The sequence below is a fragment of the Rhodococcus jostii RHA1 genome (genome assembly GCF_000014565.1).
In the GTDB taxonomy this organism is placed as follows: Bacteria; Actinomycetota; Actinomycetes; order Mycobacteriales; family Mycobacteriaceae; genus Rhodococcus_F; species Rhodococcus_F jostii_A.
This window is the reverse complement of the sequence record NC_008268.1, coordinates 5,633,997-5,660,862: the sequence shown is the minus strand read 5'-3', so window position 1 is coordinate 5,660,862 and position 26,866 is coordinate 5,633,997. Positions and strand designations below refer to the sequence as shown.

Here is a 26,866-nt window from a genome sequence, read left to right as displayed (position 1 = left end):
TCAGGGCCATCTGAGTCAGGACGCGGCAGCTTCGACGCGTCGACCGGTCCGGGCGCGTGAGATCAGCACGGTCACCACGACGAGCAGGGCGAGGACTCCCGACAGCCAGTAGCCGGTGCCGTAGAGGCCCTTAGCGGCGACCTCGAGGCCGGTGCCGACCACCGGAACCAGGGAGGCGCTGAGGTCGCCGCTGACCAGTGCGGTGCCGAAGGCGAATCCCACTGCCATGGCCGTGCCGGCGATACCGGCGGCCATCCCGGCCTTCTCCTCCGGCACTGCCAGCTGCACCAAGGTGAAGCCCGCTGCGTAACCGATTCTGGTCCCGAAACCCATGACGGCAGCCCCCACGAGGTAGTGCCACTGCTGCTCGTGCGCCAGGGCGAGCCAGGCCAGCCCCGCGACGTTGATGAGCGCTCCGATAATGAAGACGGGCACACCACGGCCGTTGATCAGAGCGCGGTCGAGCACGGTCCCGCGGATCAGGAACGCTGCCGCGAACGGTGCCATGAGCAATCCGGTCTGCAGCGCGCTGAGCCCGAGCCCGTAGGCGTCGTCGGGACGAAGATCCCCGGGAATGACCTGGGCGTATGTGCTGAGCAGTAACAGGAAGGCCGAGTTCACCGCAGCGAACAGTGCGATGCACAGGCACGAAGCGGTGACCAGAGGCGCCCTCAGCAGAGCGACGTCGAACACCGCTGCGGTCGACCGGCGCTCGACGCGCACCCAGGCGATGCCGCCGACGATGCCGACCACCAACGGAACGAGCGCCGCGGCGCCCCACACGAGGCCTTGCGTCAGAGTCAGCAGGATCGCCGCGACCCACGCGATCATCCACACCGTTCCGAGTACTGCGATGCGACCGCCACGCTCGGCAGGCGGGGCATGGGGGATCGTGACATGGCACGCAAGGGTCGTGGCCGCGCACACTGCGGTGAGGATGACGAAGAAGCTCCGTAGCGACAGGCTCTCGACGATGAAGCCGCCGCCGATCATGCCCACGACGATGCCGACACCGGTGGCGATGACCAGAACCGCGACACCCACGGTGATGCCGTCCTCACCGAGATTGCGGCGCAGGAAACCGAGCGGAAGCAGCTGCGCCGCACCCCCGAAGCCCATGAGAGTGCAGCCGACCAGCAGGGTCGGATACGAGTCGCCGACAGCCGGAACGAGCGCACCGACCGCGAGGAATGCCGACGCCGCCACCGAGGCGTTTCGGTCGCCGTACAGATCGGCGAGGCGCGGCAGCAAGATGAAGCCCGCTCCCCCACCGAGGGTCAGCGCGGTGTAGAGCCACGTAGTCTCGGCCACTGTGGCAAGGCCGTACTGCGCCTGGATGGTCGGCAACAGTGGCGGCAGGATGAAGATGACGGCGTTGGTCAGGACGATCAGCAGCGTGGCGACGCCGATGAGCACTCCCTTGTGCGGCGCACGACGAGCGGGCCGCTCGCCGGCGAGTCCGGCGTGCTGGTGGATCTCAGTCATGTGTTTCTCCGATTCGTGATCAGGGGCGGGCCGGGAGCACGGCACCGATTGCGGTGTAGTCGTCACGGGTGAGCAGGTCCCTGGGGTCGGACATCTGGCCCCCGACCTCGACCCAGCCGACGTAGTGCTCCGAAGACCAGTCGAGTGCTCGCTGGATCTCCTCCGGGAACGACCGGACCTCGTCGAGGGTGTAGGTGAGGAAAGGGTTCTCCTCAGGGCGCAGGAATGCGAGGTCGTAGCCCATCGACAGACCGAAGCGATACTCGTCCGTGGTGGTGTTCTCGCCAGCACCGTGATAGGTGGAGCCGATCCAGATCAGCGCCGACCCGGCCTTCATCTGTGTCGGGACCGCCTCCTCGCGGAGCGGTGCGCGCTCGTCGTCCCACAGGTGCGAGCCCGGGATCACCAGGGTGCCGCCGTTCTCGGCAGTAAAGTCGCTGACCGCCACCATGATCTGCACCCGCGCTTCGCGCTGATAGGTGGGGTGCCGCCACAACCACACCGAGTCGTCGCGATGAAGCGGCTGCGAGCCCTGCCCTGGGCCGATCTTGATCGCCATCGTCGCGCCGACGTGCATGCCTGCCGGGTTCGGCACCGACTCTTCACCGAAGAAGATGTTGATCGGCTTGTCGAGGATGCACTCGGCGACGCCTCGGTACAACGGGTTCAGCGCGATTGTCGCCATGTGCTCGGTCCGCGCGAACAAGCCGCCTGCGCGCTTGGTTCTGTTGCCGGCAAACAGCTCGTCGTGGCCGGTGTCGACTCGGTCGAGCACGGGGTTCAAGTCGTTCTCGAGTCCCTCGATGGTGGCTTCGTCGAAGAGTCCTTCGATGATCACGCCGCCGTCTCGCATGATCACCTCGACCACGGCTTCTGTGGTGGAGTCGGGGCCGAGACGCATCAGTTCGTTCGTCGTCATGCGGGGTCTGTTCCTTCGAAATTTGGGCCGGTCGCATTAAATGTGCGCCGAGCCGACGATGTGATCCGGCTCATACCGTAAGCCAAGTAGGTCATTCGATCAAGGCATATGACTGTGTATTCACCGATACACGCTGCAGCTCGCGACAGTCCTGACGGCGATATGGCAGTCCGGTGACCGTTCCGACTGATAACGTGCGAGCTGACTTGATCATTCGTCCAGATTTAATTTCGACAGGAGGAACGCATGGCCCGCATTCCCGCCGCCGAACGTCGCGCCGAACTGGTGGCTGCGGCCGTGCGCATGATCGCCGCCCACGGGGTGGAGGGTGCCACCACCCGTCGCATCGCGCAGGAGGCGAACGCTCCACTGGCCACCCTGCACTACTGCTTCGCCTCCAAGGAGGTGCTGTTCGCGGCGGTCTTCGAGCACGTCGCCGGACTGTACCGAGAAGTGCTGACGCGCAACGATGTCCACGGCGACGTGCCGACCACCGCCCGTGCTCTGTTGCGCGGCCTGCTGGAGTGGTACGTGGCGAATCCGGAGTTCGGCGCGGCGACCGTCGAGTTGATCAGCTGGGGCCAGCGTCAGGAGGGCCGGCAGGCCGAGATGGTGTACAACGAAGCCTTCGCGACCATGCGGGCGATCCTCGAGACTGCTGCGGGCCGACCGGTGGACGCGGCAATCATCGAGGAGCTGACGTACATGATGTCCGTGCTGTCCGACGGATTCGCGCTCAACTGGCTGGTGTTCACCAACCGCACAGCGGCCGAGCCGCAGATCGAACTCACCGTCGGCGTGCTCGACGCGTGGATGGCCACCAACCTCGGCGATGTCTCCCGACCGGCGCGCGGAGCTTCGACGGTTTCCCCCGCGGAAACCTCGCGCTCGCTCGCGTCCTGGGTGAGCGTGCAGTGATTCCGCGCTGACGCCGAAAAACAACTGTCGGCCGCCACTTTTGGTGGCGGCCGACAGTTTCTTCCAGGTCAGATCCGCTGGTTGCCTTCGGCGACGATCCAGCTCAGCGCCGGGTCGTCACGTTCCATCCACTCGGGATGCCACTGGACGCCGAGCACCGCGGCACCCGGTAGCTCGACCGCTTCGACGACGCCGTCGGCCGCGCGTCCCGTGACCACGAGGCCGGTACCGCAGCGGTCGACCGCCTGGTGGTGCCACGAGTTGGTCACCACGCGGGCGCCGAACAGCCGTTCCGCGATCGAACCGGGCTCGAACGTCACCTTGTGGTCGTCGGCACCGTCGGTGAGCGGGGGCGACACCGACAGGTGCTCGACAGCACCGGGCGGGAGGTCGGCGATCAACGTGCCGCCCAGGGCGACGTTGATCACCTGCAGGCCGCGGCACACTCCGAGCACGGGGATGTGCCGGTCGAGGGCGGCACGCACGAGCGCGATCTCGAACTCGTCCCGATCCGGATCGTGGACCATCGGATCGTCCCGCGGATCCACGTCCCGGACCACCGACGGGTCGCCACCCCAGTACGCGGGATGAACGTCCTGGCCGCCGGTGATGACCACACCCGCCAGCCAGTGGCACAGCGCCTCCGGGTCGGCATCGTAGGGCAGGTTCACCGGAACCCCACCGGCCCTGTCGATTCGCTGCGAGAAGTCGGACATGAAGCTGTCGGTGAGCAGGTGACCGTAGCGCTTGTCCAGACCGTCGACCAGTCCCAGCCGGAACCGTCGTCCGGTGATGCCGATCATCGGCCGGAGGAGGCCCGGCGTCGAATTGCCCGCGCTCACGGGAACTCGAAGTACCGCGCCGACTCCCATTCGGAGAGCTCGGCGAACGGATCACCGCCCGTGGTGTGGAATTGCATCCACTCCCACCGCCGCGTACCGACCCAGTAGTCGACGAACTCGTCCCCGAGTTGTTCGCGCAGGATCAGGTCCGTCTCGAGTGCATCGGCCGCCTTGGTGATGGTGTCCGGCAACCGCTCGAGGTCGGGCACACACCACGCCATGTCGGTGACCGGCTCGGGTGGCTCGATCGCGCCGTCGAGACCGGCGATCACCCCGGCGAGGATGGTCGCCACCGCGAGATACAGGTTCGCGTCGGCACCGGGAACCCGGTACTCGAGGCGCGAGTAGGCCGGGTGCCCGCACACCGCACGCACCGCGGCGGTCTTGTTGCTGATGCCCCACGTGACCGTCGTCGGAGGGCCGCTCAGGTCGATCAGGCGGCGGTACGAGGTGATCTGCGGCAACACGATCGACGTCGCGCCCCGCATCGTCGCGAGGAGTCCGCCGACCGCATGCAGCATCGTCGGCGACGGGCCGTCGGCGGCGTAGAAACTGTTGACCCCGTCGCGCTGCAGAGACAGGTTGACGTGTGAGGCCTGGCCGTACCCGGCGGTCGGCTTGGCCATGAAGGTGACGGTGTGGCCGAGTTCGAAAGCGACCTCGCGCATCACCTGGCGGGTCCGAGCCCAGTTGTCGCACACCGAGATCGGATCGCCGGGAACCAGATTGAGTTCGACCTGGCCGGCCGCGTCCTCGTCGCTCCAGGCCTCCCATTCGATGCCGATCTCGTCGAGGCGGCGGGCGACCGCCGACATGTAGTCGATCCAGTCCTTCGACTTCGCGAGGTGGTACGCGGTTCCGGCGGAACCGCCGAGCGGGGTCAGGTCGCGATACCCCTTGGCCCTGGCCTCGTGGATGGACTCCTGGAACAGGGTCGCCTCGATCTCGACCGCCACGGTGGCCGTGAAGCCGTGCGTTGCGAGTCGGTCGACCAGCTTTCGGGCCAGGTTCCGCGGACAGGTCCCGACCGGGGTGCCGTCCGCCTGCCAGTAGTCACCGATCACGGACTGCAGGCCGGGCTCCCACTGCACCAGCGTTGACATGTCGGGCCGGAACTGCAGGTCGGCGAGGTGCCCACGCCACTCGGGGTAGGCGAATCCGAAGGTCGGATCGTTGCCCAGGTCGAGGCCGAACAGAAGATCGGCGAACGCGAAACCCGAGCCCGCGCTCGCGGCGAACTTCTTGGGCGCCACGTTCTTGCCGAGGAACGAGCCATCGTGATTGGTGGCCTCGAGTCGGACCGTGTGGACGGCGGCGGTGCGATCCGTTGCGGTGGTGGTGATTTCAGACATCGTAGCGAACCTTCCAGGATGCGGCGACGAGCACCGACAGCTGAGAGAGCGTGCCGCGCACGCCGACCAGACCGGTGGACAGGGCGGCGATCAGGTCGTCGGCGCCCGAGAAGATGCCGGCCAGCAGATCCGGGGGGCCGGCGATCACATAGTGGGTCTCGCCCTCGCCGACGACCTGCTCGGCCAATCCGTCGGGGCCGTCCGCGACTACGACGAGCACGTCGGGAATCCCCGGCACCGACCGGGCCGCGGCCCAGAAGGTCTCCGCGGCGACCTGCCAGTCCGGCAGCGGCGGCGACAACAGCGCCAGCGCAGCGGCGGCGAGGTCACCCTCGCCCGCGGGCTCCCCGACCTGGGCGAGCCGGCCGTTCAGGTCGACGGTCAGGGTGAGGTCGGGTGAGGTGAACACTCCGCTCGACACCGCGACGACACCGTTGGAGATGCTGATCGTCGCAGCCTGCGGAGTGTCGTGGGAGCGGACCGCGACAATGCCTTCCACCCCCTCCACGACGGAATGTGCACGGTTCGCGCGGACGGAATTGGCGATCGTGCGTCCGATCAGCCGGACGATCGGACTCGCGTCGTCCTCGATCCGAATGTCGACCCCGTCGACCGCGTCGGCCTCGCGTGTCGCGTGGCCGATCGTCGTTTCGGTCATCCTTCAGTCCTTTCGATTCGACGAGATCATGTGCGCGGTAGACCGTCAGCAGCGGATCCCAGTTGGTGATGCGACCGATATGATCAAACGTCTTGGTCGCGTGACTATGATAGTGAGGCACAGATCACTTGTTGTCAATGACTTGCGAGGTTTCCGAGATGAACGACGACGTCCCCACCTGGTGGAATCTGCTCGACGGCGCCGCACAGGCCGCGGCCGGGATGCTCGCCCACGCCCTGCCGAAACCGATCCGGGAGCTGGGACCGGAGCAGGCCCGGGCGCTCCTGAACACGACCCCAACCGCCGAGCCGATCACGCCGCTCGACCGTGTCGAACAACTGACCATTCCAACCCGCGCAGGCTCGATCCGGGCTCGCCTGTACGGCGCGACCCGTGCCGCACCGGACGGTGACGCGCCCGCCCTCGTCTATCTGCACGGCGGAGGTTTCGTCCTGGGGACCCTGGACGGGGCCGATGAGCTGTGCCGCGCGATCGCCGCCGGATCCGGATGGACGGTCGTGTCACTGGACTACCGCCTGGCTCCCGAAAACCCCTACCCGGCCGCGTTGGAAGACTGCGTCGACGCGTACGCGTGGCTGAGCCGGACAGCATCGGAGTTCGGTATCGATCCGGGCTACATCGCCGTCGGGGGCGACTCCGCGGGCGGCAATCTCGCAGCCGCCCTGTGCCTGTACCGCCGCGACGAGCACAGCACCCTCCCTGTGACGCAAGTACTCGCCTACCCCGCCGTCGACGAGACATTCACCGCGTCGTCGTGGTCGGAATTCGCCGACGCACCGATGCTGAGCGCCGCGGACGCCCGCTGGTTCTGGGAGCAATACGTCGGCGAGCACCACTCGGGCGGCGACCATCTCGCCGCACCGATGCGCGCCGAGTCGCTGCGCGGTCTGCCGCCTGCCCTGATCCTGACCGCGGAGGTCGACCCGATCCGGGACGACGCCGAGGCCTACGCGGCACGGCTGCGGCGCGACGGCGTCCCCGTCTCGCTGACCAGGTATGCCGGCGTCTTCCACGGCTTCGTCACCGAGATCGGCGCGTTCGCGCAGGCCAAGCAAGCGATCGACGAGGTGTGCCTGCACTTGCGCGAGGTCCGAGACGGGGGTTAGTCGTCGACGACTGGGGCCGCGGTCACCCGACCGACAGCCAGCGGCACAACGCCAGGCGCCGCCGACGGCTGATATTCAAGTCTCGCAGCGCGCCGAACACCACGCATGGACCCAGTCGCGACCTCTGGACCAGCCGGTTCGGTTTGTCGCGAGCTCGGGGGCCCGCCCCGCGACGACCATCCACTAACGGCCCGCGCGGCGGTCGCCGATCCGGTCCGCCAGCCACGCCGCCCGCAGCACCGGGTTGTGCAGGTACAGCGAACGGGGGAAGTGGTTCTCCGACTGCCACCACGGCATTATGTCCGGGTGGATTTCGTCGGTGGCGAGGCGATCGGCGAGGAGGCTACCGAGGTAGGGTGCCTGGCCGAGCCCGTGACCGTTGCAACCGATCGCGTAGTAGACGTTCTTCGACGCCTTACCGGCCACGGGCGCCCGCGAGGACGTCATGGCGATCCAGCCACCCCAGGTCTTGGTCACGGGCACATCACGCAGCGACGGGAACCGCGCACGGAAGGCATCGGTGAGGTCGGCCACCACTACGGGATCGGAGATGCGGTCGGAAATCGGGTTCTTCCCGATCTGCAGCCGACGCACCCCGACGGCGATCGTGTTGGTCGGGGTGACGTGATAGCTCTCCATTACGTTGTGCTTGGTCGCCAAGCCCGAACGGCTCGTCCAGCCGGTCGCCTCGATACGCTCGCGCTCGACCGGTGCGGTCTCGATCATGTTGACCCACACCGGCCGCGACACCCGCTGCGGCGTGATCGCGAGTTCGGGCGCCCACGCATTGTTGGCCAGCACCACCTTCTTCGCGCGCACCCGGCCGAGCGGGGTAGTCACCGTTGCGCCGGAACCGATGTCGTCCACCGACTGTGCGGGCGATTGCTCGAATACCCGCACCCCCGATTCCAGCAGGGCCGCCCGGAGACCGAGGGTGAACATGCCGGGGTTCATCGTGCCGCCGGCGGGGGTCAGCAGGCCGCCGAGGAAGGTGTCGGGCAGGCCGAGTTCGTGCTGGTCCCCGAATTGCAGTGTCGCACCGGCGTCGGACAGCGCTTGCGCGTCGCGTAGCGCCTTGCGCATCTGCCCCTTGGTGACTGCCGCCCCGACATTGCCGACCGCTTCGTAGTCGCACTCGATACCGAGCTGTTTGATCAGGTCCTCCGCGAACTGCACCGACGACCCGGCGAACCGGACCAGGTCACGCAGCAGCTGCGAGTTTACCTTCGCCAGGATCTGGGGCTCACCGGTCGGTTTGGCCGAGATCTGTCCGGCATTGCGCGAACTCGCCCCATAGCCGCAAAAATCCGATTCGAGCAGGACGACATCGACGCCGCGCTCGGCGAGTCGCAGCGCGGTCGCCATGCCGCCGAGACCGCCGCCGACTACGGCGACGTCACAGCTGATCGTGGCGTCCAGTGGTGCGGTGAGGTCGGTGGGCCGGTCGACCCAGCCGGTGAAGGTGGTGTATCTGGTGTCGGCGTCTTCGGCCGGTAGCGAACTCCCGTTCATGATGCACTCCTTGTGTTTCGGATGGAACCTAGAGACCGATGTCTGTGGCGATGATCGAGCGCATGACTTCGCTGGTGCCGCCGTCGACCCTGGCCATCTCCTCCCCTACTGTGCGATAGAAGTCCCTCGGCACGATGCCTGCGGCGAGCCACTCGTCGAAGACCGGCACGATCTCGGTGTCGATGTTGACGCGGGCGGTCTTTCGAAGGCTTCGTGGTCGTCGTCGTTCGCGCGGCGCACGCTCCCTACTTTGTTGGTTCAGATGCCGAGTTGCACGGGGGTGTGCTGGCCGCCCGGCAGCGCCCCGAGCGCGCCGACGGCGTGCACGATGCGTGCGGCGGTACCCGGGTAGGGATCGAGTGCCGGGGTGATGCTCAGGGTGCACTCGGAGCCGTCGCCGCCGATCGCGGTGACCGTCAACGAGCGCTCGTAGCCCTCGAAAGACCCCTTGGGCAGTCCCTTCCAGGCGATGCGGACGCGTTCGCGACCGTCGTGGACCACCGTCGCGGCCTCGTCGAAACCCACCCGGTCGCCCGGGCTGATCTGGATGCCCGCCACCTCGGTGGCGGCGTGGGCCGTGACGTATCCGCCGTACACCTTCGACTCGTACCCGGTGAGGCCGAGGATATCGGCGATCATCTCCGCGGATTCGTGCAGTACCCCGCCCACGGGACCGGGTTGACCGTCTGCGAGTGTGCCGAGGCCCATCTCGTCGGCGAGGACGCCTCGGCCCCACGCGGTGATGTCGGAGCGGGATTCGCCGATGATCGAGACCGGCGCGGGCAGCGCGCTGCTCAGCAGTGCAGGCAGCACGTCGAGCCAGAATCCGGGCAGCATGCCGGTGCCGACGATGCGCGCACCGGTTTCCTCGGCGCGCTTCTGCAACCGCGAGTACATCTCGGGATCGAGCTTGACCCGGGGATGGACGAAGCAGGCGTGTACGAGGTCGACACCGGAATCGGCGCACAGTTCCATCGCCCGGTGCAGGACTTCGCCTTTCAGGCCGGCGTAGGCCAGGACGTCGAAGTCTCCGGAGCGGATCGCGCCCTCGAGGTCGGTGGTCGCCGTGATCCCGGTGGCCCGACCCCCGGTGAGTGTGCCGATGTCCTGGCCGGCCTGCTCGTCGAAGAAGACGATGGCGGTGGTCAGCGTGTGCGGGCTCGCCTCGATGGCGCCGACGAGCTGGGCGGCGGCGCGTCCGGTTCCGTAGAGTCCGACCCGGCGTGACTGCGTCGAATTCATTACCGCTCCTCAGTCGTTGGCATAGGCGACGACGCGGACTTCACACAGCAGCTCCGGGCGGGCGAGGTGTGTGACTCCGATGCCGGTCCAGCACGGGTACGGTTCCTTGATGTATTCGTCCTTGACCCGGCCGAAAGTTTCACCGTCACGGGCCATATCGGTGTGATAGGTGAGCAGTTCGAGAATGTTGTCCATCGAGGACCCGGCCGCTTCGAGGGCCTGCTTGACGCCGTCGAACGCGAACCGGGCCTGGGCCTCGATGCCGTCGGCGGGCGCCGAGGTGGCCGGGTCGATCCCGACCTGACCGGACACCCAGATCAGGTCACCGACGCGGGTGGCCGTCGAGAAATGCAGGTCATTGTGGTAACGCTCTGCACGCGGTCCGGGATTGAAGTTCTGACGCTTCGACATCGGGAAAGGTCTCCTGTTCTGGGATGGATTAGACGAGCTGCTGGAACACCGGCGAGCGGAACGCGTCGCCGGCGTTCAGCTTCGCCATCTCGTCGGTGAACAGCACGCCGTTGCGCGCGTAGCGCGGGTTCGACTTCGGCAGTTCGCGGAACGTCGCGTCGTCACCGAAGAATCGCAGCACCAGGGTGTGACGATCGGGGCAATCGGCGTCGACGGCGGCGCCGCCGTGCAGGGAGCGGGGGTGCAGGAACACCACGTCGCCCGGGTTGACTTCGAACGAGACGAGATCCCAGGAGGTCGGGTCCTTTTCCAGGTCCTTGTCGATCCACGGCAGCCGCGGCAGCGATCCGTCGCCGTACAGCGGTTCGGTGGGATCGTCGGCGTTGGCGAAGCTGGCACCGTCGTACTCGATGCCCTTCCAGCTGCCACGCACGATTTCCAGCGAATTCTTCTTGGGGACATGCTGAAACGAGATCCAGGCGTTGCCCCAGTCCGGGCCCGCCCACGGCAGGTTCGAGGTGTCCTGGTGAAATGGGCCGCGACCGCTCGCGCCGTTCTCCTTCACGAACACCTCTTCGGCGTAGTACCAGACGTGCTCGGAGTCCCACAGCTCGGCGAAGAATTCGCCGAACGGAAGCCTGGTCATCAGTTCGTCGAGCCGTTCCTTGGCGGCCGGGTTGGCGTTGTCGATGTGGGTTTGCAGGCTCGTACCGTCGAGGCGACGGAAGACGAACGGGCCCGGGTTGGCCACATTCCACTTGAAGACCTCGTACAGCTCCGCGAGCTGTTCCGGGTTGAGGAAGTTGCGGACAACGGTGGCGCCGTCTTCCCGGAAGGCCTTCTTGACGGATTCGTCGATCATGGGGGTCTCCTAATTTCCTGGTGGGTGACGCAGACCACGCTAACGGCTAGGCAATATTTGCACAACAGTTGTTTTGTAAATGGCTTGTGAGGCGAAGACCGTCCCGGCCCGCGATCTACGCTGCCGAGCCTGAACGGGTGATTGCCCGGGACCGAAGCGACAGCCCACAGCTGACATCGGCTCCGGCGCCAGCGATTTCGACCTGGCCCGAACCAGACAGCCACACATTTGCGGTGTTACAGCACCGAGCTGAGCAAGAAGCTGAGGTCGCCGATTCCTCGGTGAGTGAGTCGCACGGCCACCACCGTGCCGTCAGCCAAGATTCGGTGAGCTCGGCCCCACATCGTGGCGACCGAATCGGAATCCCTGGTGCACAGATCACTGCAGCAAGCCAGGAGGGTTTGCACAACTATGTTGTCAGAGATTTCGACACACCGTGAGCTGGCGCTATTTCGCGAGTGAGCGCTGCCTTCTCCGCACCGGTCAGTGGGCGGCCGACCGCCTGGTCCTGATCCCAGGCGACGATCACGCTGACAGCTTCGACCACCACCGTGCCCGAATTGGTCGTCAGTCGCTCCTGCAGTCGGATGCTCGACGAGCCGACATGCTCCACAGCGAACGTGCCGAAAAGCACCCGTTCGCCAAGTGAGGCGGGGGCCCGGAAGTCCAGCTCGAGCCGGGCGACGACATACCCCCAGTCTGGAACCAGGGAGCCGACGACGCTGTCGAGCCAGCGGCCGCGGCCATCGTCGAGGATTGCCACCAGGGCCATGTGCGAGACGTGCCGATAGGCATCGACGTCGTTCCAACGCAACGGAATTCCGATGACCTGCGATGTGTCCATCTACCTCACCCGCTCACTTCTCAGGGTCCGCCCGCCGACCAGCTCGTGACGAGCCGGCCTCCGCGGCCGGCAACTCGGAGTTTACATAACCACTGTTGCGTTAATCATGGTGAGTCGATAATGTGGCGTGCGTCACCCGAAGAACTGAGGGCCGGAGCCCCGGAGAGGGAGACCGTTCCGCTCGCAGGCGTCCCCCACGTGTCGACGCCTCCATCCCCATCACACCGCGACGGTGTGATCGACATCAGTGAGCACACCTTGACACAGCAGCCCACCACTTCCGACCGTGTCAGCCCACCCCTGCACGGGCCCGAAATCGTCGCCCGGCTGGACCGGCTCCCGGTACTGAAACCACACATCGTGTGGATTGGCCTCATCGCGATCAATTTGATGATCGAGTACTACGACAACGGGCTTTTCATCTACATCGCACCGGCACTGCAATCCGACGCGAATCTCACCACCGGCCAGATCGGCACCATAGGCAGCGTCTTCTTCGTCGGCATGCTCGTCGGCGCGCTCATCGGCGGGCGACTGGCCGACCGGTTCGGACGCCGCACGGTGCTGGTGTGGGCGACGGTGGTCTACTCCCTCGCCTCACTGATGTCGGCGGCAATGCCCGAATACTCCTGGCTGCTGGTCTCCCGGATCATCACCGGCATAGGTGTGCAGGCGGCGACCTCGGTCTTGCTCGTGTACATCGCCGAGATGTTCCCGTCGAAATCGCGGGGACGCTTCGTCGCCATCGCCACGATCGCCTTCACCCTCACTGCCCCCATCCTCGGCGCACTGTCGCTGTACATGCTGCCCAACAGCGCGCCGGGAACCTGGCGCTACCTGTTCCTATTCGGCACAGTCGGCTTGCTCATCGCCCCCGCCGTCCGCCTCTTGCTCCCGGAATCGGTGCGCTGGCAGGTCGGCCAAGGAGATCTCGACGCCGCCGACAAGCAGGTCGCCGACCTCGAAGGCAGGGCCCGGCACGCGGGCAAACCGCTGCCGACGCCCATCGTACGCATCGAAACCGGCACCCAATACACCCTGCGCGAACTGGTGCGAAACAAGAAGATGCTCCGGCTGGTCGCCGTCGTCGGCTTCGGCTGGTTCGGCGCCACACTCGGGCTCTACATGTATCAGAACTGGTCGGTCTATGTGCTAATCGATTCGCTGCAATACTCCGAGACCGACGCCTACACACTCCAGTTCGCCTGGTCGCTCGTGTATGCGCTCACTCCACTCGTCACCGTATTGCTGATCGACCGGATGGAGCGTAAAGCACTCATTCTCTGGTCGTCGGCGGCTTCGGCGCTCCCGATCCTGGCGCTCGGCCTCGCTACCAGCAATGTCGTGGTCGCCATCGCGGGCGGCGCCGCGGGCATTCTCACCGGTGTCGTGTTCTCCGTCTATTACGCCTACATTCCCGAAACAATGCCCACCGAGGCCCGAGGTCTGGGCACCGGCGTCATTTTCAGTCTCGGCCGACTGGGTGGCGTTCTCTCAGGCGTGCTCGGCGCCGCCATCTACAGCGCAGACGAATGGGGTCTCGACCGGTCGGGCCTGATGATCAGCGCAGCCGCGGTGTACATCGTGTCCGCGATCGTGGTGTTCGGGTTCGGCCCGAAGACGGCCAACAAGTCGTTGGAAGAAGTCTCGGCGCGCGAGTTGCGACCTGCCGACTGACCACAGTCGCGTACGAGCGGGCCGCCCGGTCTGGAAAGGCCCGGCGGCCCGTTGTCGCCAGGAACCGAAACCACGTTGGAAGGCTGCTCGGCACCGTGCAGATGCCCGCGGGGTCGATCCGGGGCGGCGTCGATGTGATGATGGGACCATGCTCACGCAGACGAACGACCCGGATGGTGCCGAACACACGGCACCCCCGATGCGAGGACCCGGGCGCCCGGTAGGCGATCACGAGGAGAAGAGGGCGGAGCTGCTCAGAGCGGCCACCAGCGTCATCGCCGAGCAGGGGTTCGCGAGAGCGTCGCTTCGAAAAGTCGCCGAACGCGCTGGATATACGACGGGGGCGGTGACCTACTATTTCGCCAACAAGAGCGACCTCGTCCACGCGCTCGCGGAAAGCCGCTTCGACCGGTACGACACACTGCTCGATGCCGTCGCACCGGAGGCAGACATCCGTGGACTGCTGCAGCAATGGCTGGAAATGTCGGTCGGGGAACCGGAATTCTCCCATGTGATGTCGCAACTGCTGGCCAATACGCAATTCGACGCGAAATTGCGGGAGACCATCGCTCGGCGATACGCGAGTTATCGTGCGCGCTTCGCCGACGTTGTCCGGGAAGGCCAGCGGCGCGGCACGATCCGCGATGACGTATCCGCGGTGATCCTCGTCGATCAAATCGGGGCGATGGGTGACGGGTTGGCGATCATCGCCCCCCTCGAGCCCCACAACTTCGGCGCAGACAAGATCGAGCTGATACTCGATGGGGTGATCCGGCTCATCTCTCCGCCGTAGCGGCGATGAGCCGGAGCGAATTCAGCCTCGGCGCAGTTCGTGCTCGAGGACCTTGCCGGTGGCGCCGTTCGGGAGCTCGGCAACCAGTGGAACGTACAGGGAGATTTGTAGCGGCCGGTGCTGATTGGCGTAGGATTCTCACGGTCCGGTCATCAGCGGATTCCCGCGATCTTGTCAATATTCTCGACCTCCAGGTCGACCGTGGCGTTAGTCGACTACCAGAGAAACGCTCTGACCTGCACCGTGTCACTCATGATTTGTTCGCACTCGGCAACGAGAATGTCAGTTTGCGCGCCGTCCCCACCAATCCCAAGTTCGCACAGGTCCGACAGCCGGGCTTGGGACCCGCTCTCCAGCGCTCGAGCGCCATCGCATCGGGGGCACTGCCAGTCAGATTGAGATTCCCGCACAAAACGCGACTCGTGAAACTCTGTGCCCACCAGAACGATCTGACCATTGCAGGACTTACCTCATACAGGCGACCGGGCACCGCCGGCCACTCGTTGGACTGCCGCTGTCCGAATCCGGGCTAGCCCGATTCGGTGAATCGGGGCTCGATCACCAGTGCAATGGTTGCAGCCACGACGCTGCCGCTGAGGACTCCGGCAAGCGCGGTAGCCCACCGCTGTCCAACTGAAGCATCGATGGAGGTCAGTGCGCTTACCAGCATTGCTGCCGACCCAGCCAATGCCAAGGTGACGGTCGAGCGCAGAAACTGGCTGGCGCCGTTCTGGAATCGCAGAAGCGTCGGGGGGATCAGTACGTTCGAAACAATGAGCAGCGCAATACCGACGTAGTGCAAAGCATTCATTGGTTTCCTCTCACAGGGCGGTGGACGGTGAGCGGCGAGCTCCTAGCTTGCCGAAGACCAGTGCCGCCCACCGACGTGACGGGTAGTCAAGGCGTCGTGGTTGCTCAGGCGAATGTGTCCTGGCCTCCTTCCAGAAGTCCCGTTGTGCAAACGCGCGGAGATCGAGATTCCGGCAAGGGCAGCCGGAGAGAAGAAGTGGCGCGCCGCCACGTCATATATCCGCGGGACTGACTATGGGGGTACTCCCGCCAACTTCACCCACTCTTCCATTGATGCCCGGGGTGCAACGCTGGTACTCCCTACCAAAATTTGCAAACTAATTGAGCAAACATCGCCGATGCCCTCATGAGCGCGGCAGATGTTTTCGCGGCATACGAGCGCTGATTGCTCCGGCTCGCGCATGTCCCTTACTCGAGGTGAGGTTGCCGTAAGGGATGGCGGGCCCGCCACTGCTTTTGTCGTTCCCGATGGGCCGGTCGACGACATTGCGTCCCTTGCACTTCTCCTCTCGAGGCAAACAGGCAGGCGCAGGTGGGTGCGGATCGCTTTCGGCGAAGACGCTCCTTGCCCAGCACCGCCGGGACGAGTCCGAGCAGCTCGGATCCGTGATCACTTGTGACACAACATATTCTACCGGCACAGTTGGTGTGCCTCGGACTTGCCCTGACGGCGTGGCGCATGCGGACCGGCCTCGATCCGCAGGCCTCCTTCGAGCGTCCCCGACACGGCCACCGCTGATCGGCTACAAACCCTCCATCTCCACGACCCGCAATGCAAGCGCCACATCCAAGCGCAGTATCGGATCCGTCGTGAAAGGGCCGACGATGCTCTCCAACTTGCCGATCCGGTAACGCAACGTGTTGTAGTGGAAATGCAGGACGCGTGCAGTCTCGGCGACGTTGCAGTTGGTGTCCAGGAGTGCCTGCAGCGTCTGGCGGAGATCGATCGCCTCGTCGGCGTCGTCGGCCAGCGAGCCGAGGACCTCACTGGCGAAGGCTTGGAGTTCAGCGCTGTCGTCGACCAGGGAGAGCAGTCTGTGGACGCCCAGGCCGTCGAAGTGGGCGACAGTACCGTTCCCGCGCATCCGCCGCCCCACCGTCACCGCCTTCCGCGCCTGGGCGTACGCCTGCGGGATGCCGGCCACCGAGTCGATGACGCGACTGACTCCGGTGCAGAACGAATGCCGGCCGCCTCCACGGTCCCCGGTGACGGCTGCGATCAGATCCTCGATCACAGTTTTGGTGTCACTGCCGTCCACCGGCATCAAGGCCACCACTTCATGACTGAAGCCAACTACCGGTGCGAACCGATCCCTGCGACGGACCACCTGCTGCCAGGCAGCGGTGAGCCGCTGTTGCGGCATTCGCCCGGCAACCGGCGTGGGTGTCGTCCGGCCGGCCGTCGCCGGATCGGCGTCCGGGTCGAGCTCTGCGACGACGACCACCATGCTGCGATTCACGTCCCATTCGAGCTGCGCGCAGTGTTCCGTGATCTGGGCGGTCGTCCCTGCGGTGCCGTTGAGAACATCGCGCAGGAAGTCGCCACGAAATTTGGATTCGACGGCCGACACCGCGAGTTGCTTGGTGACCGCCAACGCGACAACGGTGGCGGCCCGCTCGAGCGCTTGCACGGTGACCGGGCCCAGTCCGCCTTCTGCCACGAAGGCGACGATGAGGCCGTGGTCGGTGCCGCCGGCGACAACCGGCGCGACTGCGATCTGACCTGCCTCGGTGCCCGGTGCCGGCTGCAGACCGTGGTGTAGGCGTTCTGTACGAAGCCTGCCGGACGGGTCGAACAGTGGCAACCCGTCCAGCGCCTGCAGGTTGGGAGTCGCACCAGCTGTCGCCTGCACTCGCCCGTCGGGCGTGCAGATGAGGACCGCGGCGTCGAACAGCTCCGCGCCGCAATCTGCGGCAGATCCCCGCCCTCGAGGACGATCTTGGTCAAGGCACGGTGCATGCGGTCCGCAACGTCCAGTGCCCACGCCTGACGATCGACGAGGTGCGTAAACACCTCGGACATCACCTCGTCGAATCCGATCTCCCGCGGGATGAGGAACAGCGGAAACCCGAGACGGTCGGACGCCTCGAGCATCGCGGCGGGAAGCTCGTCGAGGTACCGGCCCTCCTTTACACCGAGTGCGGCAGCGCCGCACTGGGCGAGACCTTCGATGAGCTCGACCAGCGCGGCGGGGTCGAACGGCTGGCCCGAGTCGGCATGCCGCAGCGGGAATCCGGTGGTGATCAACAGTTCGTTCGGCTTGACCCACGGCAGTATGTCCGGCACCTCGATGACGTTGACCCGCAGGACGATCTGCTCCAGGCCGTCAGCCCCCGCGATCAGCTTCGAGCCGGTCAGGCTAGGCAGGGTCAGCAGCTCTCGAACCGTCAACTCGTAGCCGACCGGTGTTGGCAAATCATGTGCCTGTGGTCGCTCTCCGTTGGCAACATCTTCCATATGCCAACCGTACGCCGGCGACGATACAGCGCCGCGTCACCAACACGGCTCAGCCCGGGAGGAGCGCGGGCGGAAGCACACGCTCCACCCACTTCGTTGCCTGCTCGTACGCGTGGGCGAGTTGGAGAACGGCCCGGTCTGCGCCGTGTCGTCCAATGATCTGGATTCCCATGGGAAGCCCGCGGTCATCGAAACCGACCGGCATCGCAGCAACCGGAAGACTCGCCATCGTCCACGGTGCGACGGTCTCCATCCACCGGTGATAGGTATCCATCGGCCGGCCCGCGATCGTCGTGGGCCAGTGTGTGGCCTTGTCGAACGGAAACACCTGCGCACTGGGCGCGAGGATGTAGTCATAGGTTTCGAACATCTTCGTGACGGCCGCCTGCCAGTCGTTGCGTGCCGCCGCAGCCCTGGTGACGTCGAGCGCGGAGAGAGCGATTCCGTGCTCCATCTCCCACACGAACTCGGGCTTCATCTGCGCGCGTGTCTGCGGGTCGTTGTAGAGGTCGACCAAGCCGAGTTGCGCCCACCAGCGCCACCTCAGAAACAGCTGCCAAATGTCCTCGGGCTTGTAGTCGGGGAGCGCCGCCTCGACGCGGCAACCGATGTTCCCGAACGCCTCGAATGCGGACTCGCACAGTTCGAGGACTCCGGGTTCCGTCGCCATGTACCCGCCCCAGTCCCCTACCCACGCGATCCGAGTCCCGCTGAAGTCACGGTCGAGGCTCCGGGTGAATACCTCGGGGTCCTCGTCGATGCCCAGCGGGGCGTTGGCGTCGGGACCCGCCATCGTGGACAGCAGGTGCGTCACATCAGCCACCGACCGCCCCATCGGACCGACAACCGCACCCTGCGCGACGAATCCGGCCTCCGGGATGCGGCCCCACGACGGGCGAAATCCCACAACATTATTGAAGGCCGGCGGATTACGCAGCGAGCCCATGTAGTCACTGCCGTCGGCAACCGGAACCATCCGCAACGCCAGGGCCGCAGCAGCGCCGCCGCTGCTTCCACCGGCGGTGCGTGAGGTGTCGTACGGTGTCGCCGTCGTCCCCCAGACCGGGTTGTACGTTTGGGATCCGAGTCCGAACTCGGGGGTGTTGGTCTTGCCGATGATGATGGCACCGGCTGCCCTGATCCGCGTGACGAACAGGTCGTCCGCGTCGGCGATCCGGTCGGCAAAGATCGGTGATCCCGAGGTGAACGGTAATCCCTTGACCGCGGAGAGGTCCTTGACGGCGTGCGGGAACCCGTGCATCCAGCCGAGGTAGTGCCCGTCGGCCAGTTGGCGGTCCCGCTCGCGCGCCTCGGCAAGCAACTGGTCCCGGTCACGCAGGGCGACAATGGCGTTGACACTGCGATTGTGCAATTCGATGTGGTCGAGATAGGCGGTCATCACGTCGATGCACGACACCTCGCGGCTCTTGATCGCACTACTGAGCGTCAGCGCGTCACACATGACGAGCTCTCCGTATTCGCGCGGCTGGCACGAGGCTCCCGGGCGAGGGCCGGAATCGCCGACGGTGACGGGGTCGATGACGTGTGACATGGGTGAACCTCTCCACGTTTCAAGAGTGAATACCGGCGAACCGCCGACGTGCATGGACACCGACCGCAGCATCGTTCACGATCGGCGGTTGGTGTGGTCGAGGTTGCGTCGCGGCCCGGTTGCCGGGCCGCGACGCAACCTCACTCACGGTGTGAGCACGAACTATTGGCCGAGGTCGACGATCGCGGCAACGGGGCCGCCGCCCTCCGGACCCTGGTGTGCCGCCGACACCGACACGAACACCGCCGGATCACCCGTCACCGACGACGCGACACCGCCCACACAGGACTTGATCTGGCGGTGCCAGTGCACGTCCGAGTCATCGAGCATCGCGTTGCGGCGGCCACGGACCGTCCCGTCCTGGCTCGCTTCACACTTGAGGAAGACGTTGACGAGCTGGCCGTCCAGGTCGCTCGTGTGCGGCCGCTCGGGCAGCTCGAGTCCGGCGTCCCGGATCGCCGCCCAGATGCCGTCCTGGTCGAGCGGGTCCTTCATCACGCTGTGCCCGATCCGGTAGCGACCGCCGATGCCACGCGCATTGCCGACGACGACGACCTGGGCCCTGTCCAACTCGACACCCGACGAACAGGATGCCACCGACGAGAAGAGGTCCCGGCGGTGCATGACATCGGCGTCGCTGGGCATGTCGATCTCGCCGAGCGCGACGGCAATCCCCAGTGCCGTAACGCCGTTGGACAGGTCCATCGACTCGTGGGTGTGCTCGGTCCACACCGTCTCGCCGCGGCTCTTGGCGTCGCGGATGGTGTGGATCGTCAGCAACGGCGTCTTCGTCTGCACGTAGTGCACGTCGGCCGGGTCGGTGATGCCGGCATTGGCCATCGCCATCTTCACTGCCGCGGCCACCTTCGTGATCATGGGTGTGCGACCGATGTCCTCGGGCAGCAGCTGCTCGCTCATTGCGACACCGACGGTCAGCCGCGGCTCGTCGGTCTTCGTCGCCTTCCCGGCTGGCACAGTCGCGAAGATCGTTGCGTGCGGGCTGATCACACCGTCGGTCCCGCCGGACCAGACAATGGGCACCTCGGCCACCTCGTCGGCGCTGCGGCGGCCCTTCGCCGAGAGGACCTCACGAAAGGCTCGGTCCGCGATGATGCGCGTGTAGTCATTGACGCCGCCGTTGCCCTCGGTCTTGCCGATGACAGCGACGACACGGTCCGCTTCGAGCACGCCGTCGTCGATGAGCTTGGCCAGCTCGCCGGCGTCGGAAACGCTGTGCAGCGGAACCTTGCGGACCTCGATTGCGTCGGGCATTGACATCTCCTCTGTGTGGGGCGTGCGGGGTAGGAAAATCAGGCGGTGACGATCGTTCGGCTGGTATCGGCGCGTCCACGGTGAACACGGTGCGGGATGTGGCGACCACCCCGCCCGATCTCAACGGATCGGCATGCGGGTCGTGACCTCGGCGAGCACCGCCAGAAGTCACCACCTGCTGTGCGGATCACCGGGAACCCGATCAGAACTCTCACGCCGCCCACGCTATGAGGGCGACCACCTTTGAGCACTGGCAATATTTGCCCAAACCAGAGCTGCTATTGGGCAGATCTGACTCGCCGCCGCCCCGCGAAATCACATGCGCCCACGCCGCGTCACCAGCTCGTCTCCTCCGTCTCCGTCTCCCAACCGAAGATGAGCGTGAGATAAGTAGGCTGCGCAAACCAGGGCCTCGGGTCACTTGCCAGGGTAGGTTTTCGGAAATCGAACCATCTTGCCGCCCGGTCGGCGAATCCTTGACCGAGACATTCGTGGAACCCGACGAGTGCCCGGTCGCGACGCGCCGGATCGGTTATACCGCAACGGGTCTTCCGATCGCGATCCCATACCTCGAGGAATCACATGCTCTCTTGCACAGCTAAATCCGGACTCGTCACCGGCGCCTCCGGTGGTCTCGGCCGGGCAACGGTCCTGGCGCTGGCCGCACACGGCGCCAACGTCGTAGCCCTCAGCCGCAACGCCGACACATTGCAGGAAACCGCACAGATGGCCCACGACCTGCAGGGGACCGTCATTGCGGTACAGGCCGATGTCACCGACGAACCGAGCGTGGTCGACGCCCTCAGACAGGTCGAGACCAGCTTCGGAACGCTCGACTTCGTGGTCAACAATGCTGGGCGTCAGATCGAACGGAGCTTTCTGGAGACCACCAACGAGGACTGGGACATCATCGACCTGACGAACGTGCGCGGCCCCTTCTGGGTGTGCAAACACGCCGCAGCAGCGATGCTGCGACACGGCCGCGGCGGAAGCATCGTCAACATCGCCTCCGTACTGTCGGTGAGCGCCGACCCCATGCTGACCGCGTACACGGCCAGTAAACACGCGGTCCTCGGACTCACTCGCAGCATCGCCGTGACGCGCGAATTGGCGCGCGCCGGGATCCGCGCCAACGCGGTACTTCCCGGCGACATGAACACCCCGATGGTCCAGCAGTACTTCGCTGCCCACGCCGACCCCGATCTGGCACGGCAGGATATTTCCTCTGCCTATCCGATGGAGCGCATCGCCGAACCCGCAGAAGTCGCCAATGTGGTGCGGTTCCTCGTGTCGGACGACGCGTCGTTCGTGAACGGCGCAGCCATCGTGGTCGACGGCGGACTCGGCGCGGCGCTGTATACGAACTGACGTCGGCTTTCCATTAACGGACAGTGGGGAGGATGCACCCTTGACGGGTAGAGCCGAGACCGCGCCAACAAATCTGCATCTTCAGCGGACACAATGACTGGCCATATTTGGCAGATGTCTTACATTACAATGGAGACGCGGACGGCAACGTACAAGGAGGCAATCGTGAGGGACTTCAGGCCGGTACGGAGCCGTAGCGCGGGCGGCGACGTCATGCATCAGATCATCGACCGCATCAAGTCTGGTGAGCTGCGCGAAGGCGATGTCCTGCCCGGGGAGCGGGCGCTCGCCGCACAGATGGACGTCTCGCGTCCGACGGTCAGTAGCGCGATCTCCAAGCTCGTCGAGGCGGGCATCCTCAGGAGCCGCCCGGGTCGGCACGGCAATCCCGAGGTGATCTCGATCTGGATTCCCGAGGGCCTCGAGAATTTGCCGGCGGCCGACCCGCTCCAGGCGGACGAGATCTTCCGCATCCTGGAGGCGCGCAAGACCCTCGAACCGCGCGTGGCGCAGCTGGCCGCCGTGCGTGCCACGGACGAGCACTACCAGCTGATGCAGCATTCGATCGATCTGCTGCGCGCGCACAAGGATCACCTCAGCCGGGCCGCGCAGGCCGAGCTGCTGTTCCATCGGACCATCTGGCGCGCCGCGGGCAACCCGTCGCTCGAGGCGATGATGAAGGGGCTGGAAAAGGAGCTCGCGCCCGTCCACGACATGATGCTGCGCACCCCGGAAGACTACGAATGCGGGGTGGAGTTGCACGAAGCGACGCTGGCGGCCCTCAAGCGGGGCGACCCCGTCGAGATCGAACAGGAGATGTACCGGCATCTCGGCCACTTCGAGGGGATCGTCGCAGACGTTCTGCAGCGCACACCGCATCGGCAACTTCCAGCCTTCCTCACCGCCGGCGTCCCCTGACCCACGCCCTTCCCTACCCCCTGAGGCGGATGATCACACGATCATCCGCCTCAGTTGTATTTACCTTGCCAAAAATGGCCAAGTTAATTATCCTCTTAGGTGTGATCGGCGTCTCGGCGCCGCGTGAGTGAACAGACGAGCGAATGCGCGACCTGCGGTTGCCGCCTCGCTCCGGTACACCCGAGGCCGTGAGGCCGGGAGGAGATATCCCGATGACAATCGGCGATGGGGCACCTACACCTTCGGATCGGGCGGACGTCCTGATCATCGGCGCCGGCCCCTCCGGGGGCGTCGTGGCCGAACACATGGCCCGGCACGGGTTCTCGGTGGTCTGCCTGGAGCAGGGCCGCTGGGTCGACAACAGCGAGTTCCCTGGCGACAAACCGGAATTCGAGCTGCTTTCGCAGAAGCAGTGGTATCCCGAGCCGAACGTGCGCGGCACCGCAACCGACTATCCGACCAACGTGTCCGAGTCGGACGTCTCCCCAGTGATGTTCGCGGGCGTCGGGGGCAGCACACTGATCTACAGCGCGCACTGGATGCGCCTGCTGCCCTCGGACTTTCGGGTCAAGACCCTCAACGGTGTCGCCGACGACTGGCCGATCACGTACGAGGACCTCGCCCCGTACTACGACCGGATGGACGCCGCCGTCGGCCTCGCCGGGCTCGAAGGAGACCCGATGTACCCCGACGGCATGGTGCCCCCGCTGCCCCCGCACCCGATCGGCCGGATCGGGCGGATCGCGGCCCGCGGAATGAACAAGCTGGGCTGGCACTGGTGGCCCTCCCCCAACGCGATTGCCTCCCAGAAGCATGGTGAGTTCGCGCGATGTGCCCGGTGGGGCACCTGCGAGACCGGTTGTCCGGAGGGAGCGAAGTCATCCTTCGACCTCACCCACTGGCCGACCGCCATCCGGCACGGCGCCCGGCTGATCACCGGCGCGCGGGTCAGCACGATCACCGTTGACGCCAAGGGCCGCGCGGACGGCGCCGTCTACGTCGACGCCGCCGGACGCGAATACCGGCAGAAGGCCCGGTTGGTCGTCGTGGCCGCGAACGGCATCGGCACCCCACGCCTGCTGCTGCTCTCCGCGCACGGCGGCGCCCCGAACGGGCTGGCGAACTCGTCCGGTCTGGTCGGCAAGCGGCTGATGCTCCACCCGAACGCCGAGGTCACCGGCATCTACGACGAGCCGCTCGACAGCTGGCTGGGGCCGGCCGGACAGGCCATTCACTCGCTCGAATTCTACGAGACCGACGCATCCCGCGGCTTCGTCGGCGGCGCGAAGTGGCAGGTGATGCCTATCGGTGGGCCGCTGCGCGCGCTGTCGCTGCACGATCGGCGCCCGTTCGCCGAAAAGTGGGGGCCTGCGGTGCACGACCGCATGGACGAAACACTGGGCCGGGGCCTGCAGTGGGGCATCAACTCGCAGGACATGCCGGAGGAGACCAACCACGTCGACCTCGACCCGACGCTCACCGACTCGAACGGGATCCCGGCTCCGCGCGTCCGCTACCGGTTGTCGGAGAACACGAGGAAGCTCCTGCAGTTCAACCTCGAACGCGCCGTCGAGGCGCACGAGGCCGCCGGAGCGGTGCGCACGGTGGCGACCGACCTGTGGCCGGAGCAGCCGGGCCACCTGCTGGGCACAGCCACGATGGGTGCCGATCCCGCCACGTCGGTGGTCGACGAGTGGAACATCGCCCACGACGTGCCGAACCTGGCGATCGTCGACGGCAGCGTGATGCCCACCTCGGGTGCGGTCAACCCGACCGCGACCATCACGGCACTGGCGCTGCGTGCAGCCGAACACCTCACGAACAACGCACGCTGGCAGGAGATTTCCGAATGACCCACCTGAGCGAGCAGGAACGGCAGACGCTCTGGCGCATCGCCGACGTCCTCATTCCCGCCACGACGACCCGGCCCAGCCTCCGCGACGCCGACCCCGAGGGCATCTGGCTCGAGCGAGCACTCACGGCACGCACGGACCTGGTCGGTGCGCTGCAGGCGGAGCTGGCACTGCTGGCGACGGCCTCCGACCTCGAACCGGCAGTCGTCGACCTGCACGAGAGCGACCGGGCGCGGTTCGACGTGGTGGCCACCGCGGTCAGTGGCGCCTACTACCTCGTCCCCGAGGTACGTGGGCTGATCGGTTACCCCGGTCAGCATCGCAACCCGCCCCGACTCGAAGAAGCCGCCGAGGAACTCTCCGACGAGATCTTCGAGGCAGCGATGAACTATCCCGGCTCCTACCGGCCGACACCTCGATAGCCCCCCGTCACCCATCACACCTGCCTCACAGCAAAGGACTCCACCCATGACCCTCTCCACGATCGGATCCGACCAGCGTTCGGTTCTCCACAGGCTCGCCGGACGAGTGACCGGCAACTTCATCAACGGCCGCTGGACCCCGTCGAACTCGCCGGAGATCATCACGGTGCTCGACCCGTCCACCGGACGTGAGATCGGAACGGTCCCGGCTTCCTCCACTGCCGACGTCGATGCAGCGGTGGCCGCCGCCCGCGCCGCGCAGCCCGGATGGGCGGCCCTCACCCCCGCCGCCCGCTCGAAATTCCTGCTCGACATCGCCACCATGACCGAGGAACTTCTCGCGGAGATCTCGATCGTCGAGGCCGTCGATGCGGGCAAGCCGATCACCGCGGTCCGGGACGAGGAACTGCCCGGGGTGATCGACGCGATGCGGTTCTTCGCCGGCGCCGCCCGCACCCTGCCGGCTCCCTCCAGCGGCGACTACCTCGCGGGCGTCTCCTCGATCATGCGCCGCGAACCGATCGGTGTCGCCGCAGGCATCACGCCGTGGAACTACCCGCTGCTGCAGGCGGTCGCGAAGGTGTTCCCCGCGCTGGCCACCGGCAACACATACGTCCTCAAGCCCGCCGAGACCACTCCGTACTCGACGGCGTGGCTCGCCGAGATCGTCGCCCGGGTGCTCCCGGACGGGGTGTTCAACGTGGTTTTCGGCACCGGCGCCGTCGCCGGTGACGCACTGGCCCGGCACCCGAAGGTCGACGTGGTCTCCTTCACCGGATCCATCGACACCGGGCGCAAGGTCGGCATCGCGGCCGCCGACGGCGTCAAGAAGGCCATCATGGAGCTCGGCGGCAACTCCCCGGTCATCGTGTTCGGCGACGCCGACCTCGAATCCGCGCTCGATGCGATCGCGACCGGTGGGCTGTACAACACCGGTCAGGAGTGCATGTCCGCAAGCCGGGTCATCGTGCACGCGTGCCTGCTGGACGCGTTCGTCGACGGACTGAAGGAGCGGTGCAGCCGGGAGAAACTCGGTGACGTCCTCGATCCCACCACCACGGTGGGACCGATGAACTCGGCTCAGCAGCGCGACCGGGTGCTCGCCAAGATAACCGGCCGCAGCACCGGCGCCCGCGTGGTGTCCGGCGGCGAGAGCTGTGAGGGTGACGGGTTCTTCTTCCCGCCGACGATCGTCGTCGGAGTCGCCGACGACGAAGAACTGGTCCAGGAGGAGATCTTCGGCCCGGTGTTCACCGTGCAGACCTTCGAGACCGAAGAGCAGGCGATCGCGCTGGCCAACGGCACCCGGTACGGGCTGGCGTCGTCGTTGTTCACCAGCAACGTCGGTACTGCCACCCGCGTCCAGAACGCCTTGAACTTCGGCACCGTGTGGGTCAACAACCACCTGGTCTTCGCCGCGGACCTGCCCGTCAGCGGATTCGGGGCCTCGGGCATCGGCACCGAGAACGCCGAGGCCGGACTGCTCGAGTACACCCGCCTCAAGCACGTCATGGTGGACATCCGCTAACCGGCCCGCCGCGACCTCGACCCCACCAACCCTCCCCTTTTCC

The 26,866-nt window shown here is 66.1% G+C and carries 24 protein-coding genes and 1 pseudogene; 9 read left to right on the top strand and 16 right to left on the bottom strand.

Translation table 11 applies throughout. The annotated features are described in order from the left end of the window. Positions 1 to 15 precede the first annotated feature (15 nt). Together RHA1_RS25970 and RHA1_RS25965 are read right to left on the bottom strand one after the other, a co-directional pair. On the bottom strand, positions 16 to 1,485 hold the full coding sequence (locus tag RHA1_RS25970; protein WP_011597512.1) for an MFS transporter: 1,470 nt from the start codon (positions 1,483 to 1,485) through the stop codon (positions 16 to 18). Positions 1,486 to 1,504: 19 nt separating this feature from the next. After that, on the bottom strand, positions 1,505 to 2,404 hold the full coding sequence (locus RHA1_RS25965) for a phytanoyl-CoA dioxygenase family protein (protein ID WP_011597511.1): 900 nt from the start codon (positions 2,402 to 2,404) through the stop codon (positions 1,505 to 1,507). 246 nt (positions 2,405 to 2,650) lie between these two features. Here RHA1_RS25965 and RHA1_RS25960 point away from each other — a divergent pair, with 246 nt between their 5' ends. Continuing rightward, a complete protein-coding gene (locus tag RHA1_RS25960; protein ID WP_011597510.1) occupies positions 2,651 to 3,322 on the top strand; it encodes a TetR/AcrR family transcriptional regulator in 672 nt (223 codons plus the stop codon). 68 nt (positions 3,323 to 3,390) lie between these two features. Here RHA1_RS25960 and RHA1_RS25955 read toward each other — a convergent pair whose 3' ends face one another. From RHA1_RS25955 to RHA1_RS25945, 3 genes are read right to left on the bottom strand one after another with little or no spacing between them, the layout of a single operon-like run. Continuing rightward, positions 3,391 to 4,164: a gamma-glutamyl-gamma-aminobutyrate hydrolase family protein gene (locus RHA1_RS25955; RefSeq protein WP_011597509.1), complete on the bottom strand. Its 774-nt coding sequence runs from the start codon at positions 4,162 to 4,164 to the stop codon at positions 3,391 to 3,393. Next, positions 4,161 to 5,516 carry a glutamine synthetase family protein gene (locus RHA1_RS25950; protein ID WP_011597508.1) on the bottom strand — a complete coding sequence of 452 codons (1,356 nt, stop codon included), beginning with the start codon at positions 5,514 to 5,516 and terminating at the stop codon, positions 4,161 to 4,163. The genes RHA1_RS25955 and RHA1_RS25950 overlap by 4 nt, the downstream gene beginning before the upstream one ends. Further along, positions 5,509 to 6,174, bottom strand: coding sequence for a hypothetical protein (locus tag RHA1_RS25945; RefSeq protein WP_011597507.1), 666 nt, complete (start codon positions 6,172 to 6,174; stop codon positions 5,509 to 5,511). Before RHA1_RS25945 ends, RHA1_RS25950 begins: the two co-directional genes overlap by 8 nt. Positions 6,175 to 6,332: 158 nt before the next feature. Between RHA1_RS25945 and RHA1_RS25940 the strand changes: the two genes are divergently transcribed. After that, positions 6,333 to 7,301, top strand: coding sequence for an alpha/beta hydrolase (locus tag RHA1_RS25940; protein WP_011597506.1), 969 nt, complete (start codon positions 6,333 to 6,335; stop codon positions 7,299 to 7,301). 183 nt (positions 7,302 to 7,484) lie between these two features. On the opposite strand, the gene RHA1_RS25935 is transcribed toward RHA1_RS25940, so the two are convergent. The 6 genes from RHA1_RS25935 to RHA1_RS25915 all read right to left on the bottom strand — a co-directional run bounded on the left by RHA1_RS25935 (position 7,485) and on the right by RHA1_RS25915 (position 12,172). Beyond that, complete coding sequence (locus RHA1_RS25935) at positions 7,485 to 8,813, bottom strand: NAD(P)/FAD-dependent oxidoreductase (RefSeq protein WP_011597505.1); 1,329 nt, start codon at positions 8,811 to 8,813, stop codon at positions 7,485 to 7,487. Between the two features lie 28 nt (positions 8,814 to 8,841). Continuing rightward, the gene (locus tag RHA1_RS50615) at positions 8,842 to 8,982 is read right to left on the bottom strand and encodes a hypothetical protein (RefSeq protein WP_167540955.1); all 141 of its coding nucleotides are present in this window, start codon (positions 8,980 to 8,982) and stop codon (positions 8,842 to 8,844) included. A gap of 89 nt (positions 8,983 to 9,071) precedes the next feature. Further along, positions 9,072 to 10,055, bottom strand: coding sequence for a hypothetical protein (locus RHA1_RS25930; protein ID WP_011597504.1), 984 nt, complete (start codon positions 10,053 to 10,055; stop codon positions 9,072 to 9,074). A 9-nt stretch (positions 10,056 to 10,064) separates the two neighbouring features. Beyond that, positions 10,065 to 10,466, bottom strand: coding sequence for a RidA family protein (locus RHA1_RS25925; protein WP_005570157.1), 402 nt, complete (start codon positions 10,464 to 10,466; stop codon positions 10,065 to 10,067). Between the two features lie 28 nt (positions 10,467 to 10,494). After that, complete coding sequence (locus RHA1_RS25920; RefSeq protein ID WP_011597503.1) at positions 10,495 to 11,328, bottom strand: phytanoyl-CoA dioxygenase family protein; 834 nt, start codon at positions 11,326 to 11,328, stop codon at positions 10,495 to 10,497. Positions 11,329 to 11,737: 409 nt separating this feature from the next. Then, the gene (locus tag RHA1_RS25915) at positions 11,738 to 12,172 is read right to left on the bottom strand and encodes an acyl-CoA thioesterase (protein ID WP_011597502.1); all 435 of its coding nucleotides are present in this window, start codon (positions 12,170 to 12,172) and stop codon (positions 11,738 to 11,740) included. A gap of 234 nt (positions 12,173 to 12,406) precedes the next feature. Here RHA1_RS25915 and RHA1_RS25910 point away from each other — a divergent pair, with 234 nt between their 5' ends. Continuing rightward, complete coding sequence (locus RHA1_RS25910) at positions 12,407 to 13,849, top strand: MFS transporter (protein ID WP_237726948.1); 1,443 nt, start codon at positions 12,407 to 12,409, stop codon at positions 13,847 to 13,849. 148 nt (positions 13,850 to 13,997) lie between these two features. After that, the gene (locus RHA1_RS25905) at positions 13,998 to 14,642 is read left to right on the top strand and encodes a TetR/AcrR family transcriptional regulator (protein ID WP_011597500.1); all 645 of its coding nucleotides are present in this window, start codon (positions 13,998 to 14,000) and stop codon (positions 14,640 to 14,642) included. Between the two features lie 529 nt (positions 14,643 to 15,171). On the opposite strand, the gene RHA1_RS25900 is transcribed toward RHA1_RS25905, so the two are convergent. The 5 genes and pseudogenes from RHA1_RS25900 to bar all read right to left on the bottom strand — a co-directional run bounded on the left by RHA1_RS25900 (position 15,172) and on the right by bar (position 20,734). Then, a complete protein-coding gene (locus tag RHA1_RS25900; protein ID WP_011597498.1) occupies positions 15,172 to 15,453 on the bottom strand; it encodes a hypothetical protein in 282 nt (93 codons plus the stop codon). A 742-nt stretch (positions 15,454 to 16,195) separates the two neighbouring features. Beyond that, a complete protein-coding gene (locus RHA1_RS52020; protein ID WP_237726947.1) occupies positions 16,196 to 17,305 on the bottom strand; it encodes a PucR family transcriptional regulator in 1,110 nt (369 codons plus the stop codon). Positions 17,306 to 17,511: 206 nt separating this feature from the next. After that, positions 17,512 to 17,910, bottom strand: a pseudogene (locus tag RHA1_RS52015) (PucR family transcriptional regulator ligand-binding domain-containing protein); the annotation flags it as partial. 49 nt (positions 17,911 to 17,959) lie between these two features. Beyond that, positions 17,960 to 19,462: an amidase gene (locus RHA1_RS25890; protein ID WP_011597494.1), complete on the bottom strand. Its 1,503-nt coding sequence runs from the start codon at positions 19,460 to 19,462 to the stop codon at positions 17,960 to 17,962. 162 nt (positions 19,463 to 19,624) lie between these two features. Next, the gene (gene bar / locus RHA1_RS25885) at positions 19,625 to 20,734 is read right to left on the bottom strand and encodes a barbiturase (protein ID WP_011597493.1); all 1,110 of its coding nucleotides are present in this window, start codon (positions 20,732 to 20,734) and stop codon (positions 19,625 to 19,627) included. Positions 20,735 to 21,316: 582 nt separating this feature from the next. Here bar and RHA1_RS25880 point away from each other — a divergent pair. The 5 genes from RHA1_RS25880 (at position 21,317) to RHA1_RS25860 (ending at position 26,823) form a co-directional block, all read left to right on the top strand. Beyond that, entirely contained in the window at positions 21,317 to 22,102 is a 786-nt protein-coding gene (locus RHA1_RS25880; protein WP_011597491.1) for an SDR family NAD(P)-dependent oxidoreductase, read from the top strand. 213 nt (positions 22,103 to 22,315) lie between these two features. After that, positions 22,316 to 23,020, top strand: a complete 705-nt coding sequence (locus tag RHA1_RS25875; RefSeq protein ID WP_237726946.1) for a FadR/GntR family transcriptional regulator — start codon at positions 22,316 to 22,318, stop codon at positions 23,018 to 23,020. Between the two features lie 212 nt (positions 23,021 to 23,232). Then, positions 23,233 to 24,873 carry a GMC family oxidoreductase gene (locus tag RHA1_RS25870; protein ID WP_011597489.1) on the top strand — a complete coding sequence of 547 codons (1,641 nt, stop codon included), beginning with the start codon at positions 23,233 to 23,235 and terminating at the stop codon, positions 24,871 to 24,873. After that, complete coding sequence (locus RHA1_RS25865) at positions 24,870 to 25,295, top strand: hypothetical protein (RefSeq protein WP_011597488.1); 426 nt, start codon at positions 24,870 to 24,872, stop codon at positions 25,293 to 25,295. The genes RHA1_RS25870 and RHA1_RS25865 overlap by 4 nt, the downstream gene beginning before the upstream one ends. Before the next feature lie 46 nt (positions 25,296 to 25,341). Then, a complete protein-coding gene (locus RHA1_RS25860; protein WP_011597487.1) occupies positions 25,342 to 26,823 on the top strand; it encodes a gamma-aminobutyraldehyde dehydrogenase in 1,482 nt (493 codons plus the stop codon). Positions 26,824 to 26,866: the final 43 nt, after the last annotated feature.

Bases quoted from the DNA above. Each gene is read 5' to 3' on its own strand.
- RHA1_RS25970 (WP_011597512.1), bottom strand. From the start codon at position 1,485: ATGACTGAGATCCACCAGCACGCCGGACTCGCCGGCGAGCGGCCCGCT.
- RHA1_RS25965 (WP_011597511.1), bottom strand. From the start codon at position 2,404: ATGACGACGAACGAACTGATGCGTCTCGGCCCCGACTCCACCACAGAA.
- RHA1_RS25960 (WP_011597510.1), top strand. From the start codon at position 2,651: ATGGCCCGCATTCCCGCCGCCGAACGTCGCGCCGAACTGGTGGCTGCG.
- RHA1_RS25950 (WP_011597508.1), bottom strand. From the start codon at position 5,516: ATGTCTGAAATCACCACCACCGCAACGGATCGCACCGCCGCCGTCCAC.
- RHA1_RS25945 (WP_011597507.1), bottom strand. From the start codon at position 6,174: ATGACCGAAACGACGATCGGCCACGCGACACGCGAGGCCGACGCGGTC.
- RHA1_RS25940 (WP_011597506.1), top strand. From the start codon at position 6,333: ATGAACGACGACGTCCCCACCTGGTGGAATCTGCTCGACGGCGCCGCA.
- RHA1_RS25935 (WP_011597505.1), bottom strand. From the start codon at position 8,813: ATGAACGGGAGTTCGCTACCGGCCGAAGACGCCGACACCAGATACACC.
- RHA1_RS25930 (WP_011597504.1), bottom strand. From the start codon at position 10,055: ATGAATTCGACGCAGTCACGCCGGGTCGGACTCTACGGAACCGGACGC.
- RHA1_RS25925 (WP_005570157.1), bottom strand. From the start codon at position 10,466: ATGTCGAAGCGTCAGAACTTCAATCCCGGACCGCGTGCAGAGCGTTAC.
- RHA1_RS25920 (WP_011597503.1), bottom strand. From the start codon at position 11,328: ATGATCGACGAATCCGTCAAGAAGGCCTTCCGGGAAGACGGCGCCACC.
- RHA1_RS25915 (WP_011597502.1), bottom strand. From the start codon at position 12,172: ATGGACACATCGCAGGTCATCGGAATTCCGTTGCGTTGGAACGACGTC.
- RHA1_RS25905 (WP_011597500.1), top strand. From the start codon at position 13,998: ATGCTCACGCAGACGAACGACCCGGATGGTGCCGAACACACGGCACCC.
- RHA1_RS25900 (WP_011597498.1), bottom strand. From the start codon at position 15,453: ATGAATGCTTTGCACTACGTCGGTATTGCGCTGCTCATTGTTTCGAAC.
- RHA1_RS25890 (WP_011597494.1), bottom strand. From the start codon at position 19,462: ATGTCACACGTCATCGACCCCGTCACCGTCGGCGATTCCGGCCCTCGC.
- bar (WP_011597493.1), bottom strand. From the start codon at position 20,734: ATGCCCGACGCAATCGAGGTCCGCAAGGTTCCGCTGCACAGCGTTTCC.
- RHA1_RS25880 (WP_011597491.1), top strand. From the start codon at position 21,317: ATGCTCTCTTGCACAGCTAAATCCGGACTCGTCACCGGCGCCTCCGGT.
- RHA1_RS25875 (WP_237726946.1), top strand. From the start codon at position 22,316: ATGCATCAGATCATCGACCGCATCAAGTCTGGTGAGCTGCGCGAAGGC.
- RHA1_RS25870 (WP_011597489.1), top strand. From the start codon at position 23,233: ATGACAATCGGCGATGGGGCACCTACACCTTCGGATCGGGCGGACGTC.
- RHA1_RS25865 (WP_011597488.1), top strand. From the start codon at position 24,870: ATGACCCACCTGAGCGAGCAGGAACGGCAGACGCTCTGGCGCATCGCC.
- RHA1_RS25860 (WP_011597487.1), top strand. From the start codon at position 25,342: ATGACCCTCTCCACGATCGGATCCGACCAGCGTTCGGTTCTCCACAGG.